The sequence below is a fragment of the uncultured Brachyspira sp. genome, assembly GCF_944390595.1.
In the GTDB taxonomy this organism is placed as follows: Bacteria; Spirochaetota; Brachyspiria; order Brachyspirales; family Brachyspiraceae; genus Brachyspira.
Genome location: NZ_CALXRN010000085.1, coordinates 1 through 4803 on the forward strand (window position 1 = coordinate 1; position 4803 = coordinate 4803).

Below are 4803 nucleotides of genomic sequence, written 5' to 3' on the forward strand. Positions count from 1 at the left end.
GATTTAAAAGATAAATTATATCCTTTAAAACCTAAATTTTTTTTCTTTTCAAATAATATAAATTGGGTATTAGAGAATATTATAAACAAGTTAAATAATGATATAGAGTATGATATTAGTAATGACAAAAATGAACCTTATATTGATATGTATCTATTATCATGTTCTAAACATTATATAATTTCATGCGGTGCTTTTGGTACTACAGCAACATTATTTAATAAAAATCCTAATAAGATAATAATTGATATATAATTTATTAAAATAGAATGATATTGTAGAATATAATTTTTTTATTTTGTAAAACCTTCTGTCTTTTCAAAAACTTCTATATATTGTTTGATTCCTTCTGCAGTGGCTTTAACCATTTTTAATCTTGTTTCTTTTGTGTTCATAAATTTAGCATCATCCGGATTTGTTATAAAACCTAATTCTATTAAAGTAGAAGGCATTATAGCACCCTTTAAAACATAGAATAATGCATTCTGAACAGGTTTTGTTCTTCTTGCAACTCCAGATACTTTAAGCACTTCTGAAGTAATTGATTCTGCTAATAATTTACTTTCTTTTTGATATTGTTCTACAAGCATATAGTTATGTGTTATTTGAGATGAATCTTTTTCATATTTTGAAGTATCTATATTATCAAATTTAACTAAAGCCTCATTTTCAAACATTGATACAGCCCTTGCATATTCGCTTGATTCTTGAGCACTTACAAAATAGGCCTCAAAACCTTTAGCTTTGGAACTGAATGAAGCATTTGCATGTACGCTTACAAATAATGCATTTTTTGCCTTATCAGTATTTATTTTAGCAGCATTATTAGCTATTTCAAAACGTTCTTCAAGAGTAGGGTAGGTATCCTTTGTTCTTGTAAGTACTATTTTTACATCTGGGAGTATTTCTTCTAACTCTTCTTTTAATTCTAATGAAAAAGCAAGTACAACATCCTTTTCAAATAATCTGTTTACACCAATAGCTCCTGGATCTTTTCCCCCATGTCCTGGATCTATTATAATTGTAGATATCGTTTTTTCATTAAATTTACTTACAGCAGGATTAAAAGCATTTTTTAAATCTTCTATCTTGATGTTTAAATTATTCAACTTTATCTTATCATTATTTTGGCTGTACAATAAGCAAGTATTAATAAACAGAGTTAATACTACAGTAAAAAATAATGTTATTCTTCGTCCTCTTTGATTTCCTCTGAATAACCACAATCTTCCTTGATACAAACTTTAAACAATCCTTTGTTTTTTATGTTTCTTTCAACCATAAGTCCGTTGCATTTAGGACAAGGCTCTTGAAGAGGCTTATCCCAGCTTACAAAATCGCATTTAGGATAATTGGAACATCCGTAGAATTCTCTTCCTCTTTTTGAACGTTTTAAAGTTATATCTCCGCCGCATTTAGGACAAACACCAAAAGAAATGCCTTTAGTGTTTTTACATTCAGGGAATCCGGAACAAGCTATAAAGTATCCATATCTTCCCAAACGTTTAATCATCTTTTTGCCGCATTTTTCACATACAAAATCAGTTTCTTCATTGAAAAAGTCTTTCATATTGTTTATGTTTTCAGTAGCTGTTTTCAATGTATCCAAAAAATGAGGATAGAATTCTTTTAATATGTTATTCCATTCTATATTATCGTCTTCTATTTTATCAAGTTTACTTTCCATGTCGGCAGTAAAGTTAATATTTACAAGTTCCGGGAAGTTTTCGCTTATAAGCTCATTAACAAGTTTTCCTAATTCTGTAGGTACAAGCTGTTTACCTTTTCTCTGTACATAATGTCTTGATATAATAGTTTTAATAGTTGGAGCATAAGTAGAAGGTCTGCCTATTCCTGATTCCTCAAGTATTTTTACAAGCGAAGCATCTGTATATCTTGGAGGAGGTGTTGTGAAATGCTGCTGAGGATTATTTTCAACAAATTCGCATACATCATCTTTTGATAAATTAGGCATTTTTGAAGCTTTTTCTTTATCTTCTTTATCTATTGTAAGAACTTTCATAAATCCGTCAAATTCTATTTTTGAAGAAGAAAGAGAAAATTCGCAATCACCTGCAACTATTATAGCTCTAGTATTTTTCATTTTTGCAGGAAGCATTTGAGAAGATACAAATCTCTCCCATATAAGTTTATACAGTTTATATTGATCTGTTTTCAAATATTCTTTTATGCTGTCAGGCGTTAAGAATACATTAGTAGGTCTTATAGCCTCGTGTGCATCCTGAGCATTCTTTTTTACTGAATATGTAGGAGGTTCAGAAGGAAGATAATTGCTTCCGTATTCTTTTCCTATAAATTCTCTTGCTTGTTCCTGAGCAACAGGAGATATTCTTACACTGTCAGTACGCATATATGTTATTAAACCAGTTGCCTCTCCTGCTATATCAACACCTTCATAAAGTGACTGAGCTACCTGCATAGTTTTTGAAGCACTGTATCCTAATGCACTGCTTGCTGCCTGCTGAAGTTTACTTGTTGTATAAGGTGCTGTAGGGTTTCTTAATCTGTCTTTTACTTCTATGCTTGCAACAGTATAAGTTTTATCTCTAAGATGCTCCATTATATCTTCAACATCTTGTTTTGTTTTTAAATCAGGTTTTTCGCTTTTATATTTTTGAAGTTCTGCTAAAAACTCTTTATTTTTATGTTTTAAAAATACTCCGAAAGTCCAATATTCAACAGGTACAAATGTCTCAATTTCATCTTCTCTATTGCATATAATAAGAAGTGCTACGTTTTGAACTCTTCCGGCAGAAAGCCCTCTTTTAATTTTATCCCAAAGTAAAGGACTCAAGTTATAACCGATAAGTCTGTCTAATACTCTTCTTGCTTTCTGAGCATTAACTTTTGAAATATCTATATCTCTAGGCTGATCAATAGCTTCTTTTAAAGCATCTTTTGTTATTTCATGGAATACTATTCTTTTTATAGGTACAGCAGAGTTTACCCCTCTTATTTTGTTTCCTATATGCCAAGCAATGCTTTCTCCTTCTCGGTCATCGTCGGCAGCAAGTAAAACTTCTTCTGCTTTTTTAGCTTCTTTTTTTAAATCATTTAATATTTTAGCTCTTCCTCTTATTGTGATGTATTCAGGTTCAAAACCATTATCAACATCTATAGCAAGTCTGCTTCTAGGCAAATCTATTAAATGTCCCATAGAAAATAGTACTAAATAATCAGAGCCTAAATATCTATTAATTGTTTTTGCTTTTGCAGGAGACTCTACTATAACTAGTTTTTTCTTCTTAGATTCTTTTTTTTCTTTTGTCTTTTTAGTCTTTGTATTTTTTATCTTTTCTTCTGTTATTGTATCAGCCATAAATAAAAATCTCCTTTAAATCCTAATTAAGTTATTTTTCTATAGTATAATATTTGCCTGCTAATTGTTTTATAAGTCCGCTAATTTCTAACTGCATTAATATTGAAGTTACAATTTGAACCTTTATATTGCTTTTTTCTATAATATCATCAATATGTATTTTATCAGATTCGCTTATTATATTATAAAGAGCAGATTCATCTTCTTTTAAATTATTAATTATTTCATTACTTTTTATTTTTTTATTTTCTTTAACCTTTTTTTTCTTTTTCGCATCATCATTATCATTTATATTAATTTCTATATTATCTTTTATTTCATTTTTATTATTCTTGTTTTTTCTTATATCTCCGCCCTCAAAGTATTTTAATTTCATTTTCACATAATCATCATCATTTGAAAATATAGAATCAAAATCTTCTAATATATCCATTACATTATAAGCTATTTTAGCACCATCTTTATATAGTTTATGATTTCCAAAGTATGCACTATTTTTTTCATCATAAGGAGCAATATAAACATCTCTTCCCTGATTTAAAGCATAATCAACAGTAATCAAGGCTCCGGATTTGCTTGCTGCTTCTACCATAACAACAGCATAAGAAAGTCCTGATATAATTCTGTTTCTTCTTGGGAAATTTGTTCTGTCAGGTTTCCTTCCTATTTCAAATTCACTTACAATTATACCTTTTTCTATTAATTTATTATATATTTTTAAATTCTCAGACGGATAAACTGTATCTATTCCATTGCCTAAAACAGCAGCCGTATTAACCAATGATGATATTGCTCCAAGATGTGCTTCTCTGTCTATTCCTTTAGCCATTCCAGATACAACAGATATATTCAAAGATGATAATTTACTTGCAAGTTCAAAAGAATATTTACAGCTTTCTTTAGTAGGATTTCTTGTTCCTACTATAGCTATGGAATTACGTCTTAATTTTTTCAAATCACCTTTATAATAGAGTATGTATGGAGGATTATCTATTTGCTTTAAATTAAAAGGATATTCGTCATCAAATAGGCTTAATATACCTATACCGTAATCATTCGATTTTTCTATTATGTTTCTTGCCTTATCCAATATTTCATTCTTTTCAAATTTTCCTATTTGAGATTTGAATTTTTTTTCTATTAATGATTTTATATTTTCTTCTTTATCTTCAAATATATTTTCTACAGATTCATAATGATTAATTAATTCTGATATTCTTCTATCTCCCACTTTATCAATTTGATTTAAGGCAATCAAATATGTTTTTATATCATTACTGCTGCTCAATTTTGCTGTCCTATAATTTGATTAATATTATTTAATGCAGTCTGCTTAATAGAAGTTTCTGTAGCAAGATTTGATATTTTTCTATATGCTGCTACAGCTTCATTATAGTTTTCTCTGCTGTATTGTATTCTAGCTAATATAAATAAATAGTCTATGTTGTCAGGACTCATTTCTA

At 29.0% G+C, this 4803-nt stretch carries 4 protein-coding genes; 1 reads left to right on the plus strand and 3 read right to left on the minus strand.

Annotated elements, in window-relative coordinates; all coding sequences use genetic code 11:
* Positions 1 to 255 (plus strand): alpha-1,2-fucosyltransferase (locus Q0J90_RS04510; RefSeq protein WP_297276772.1); only part of this gene is annotated, 255 nt, incomplete at its 5' end.
* 38 nt (positions 256 to 293) lie between these two features.
* Here Q0J90_RS04510 and Q0J90_RS04515 read toward each other — a convergent pair.
* The 3 genes from Q0J90_RS04515 to dprA are packed head-to-tail and all read right to left on the minus strand — an operon-like array spanning position 294 to position 4628.
* Complete coding sequence (locus Q0J90_RS04515) at positions 294 to 1241, minus strand: N-acetylmuramoyl-L-alanine amidase (protein ID WP_367173840.1); 948 nt, start codon at positions 1239 to 1241, stop codon at positions 294 to 296.
* Positions 1187 to 3340, minus strand: a complete 2154-nt coding sequence (gene topA / locus Q0J90_RS04520; protein ID WP_297276774.1) for a type I DNA topoisomerase — start codon at positions 3338 to 3340, stop codon at positions 1187 to 1189. The genes Q0J90_RS04515 and topA overlap by 55 nt, the downstream gene beginning before the upstream one ends.
* Positions 3341 to 3371: 31 nt before the next feature.
* The gene (gene dprA, locus Q0J90_RS04525) at positions 3372 to 4628 is read right to left on the minus strand and encodes a DNA-processing protein DprA (protein WP_297276775.1); all 1257 of its coding nucleotides are present in this window, start codon (positions 4626 to 4628) and stop codon (positions 3372 to 3374) included.
* Positions 4629 to 4803: the final 175 nt, after the last annotated feature.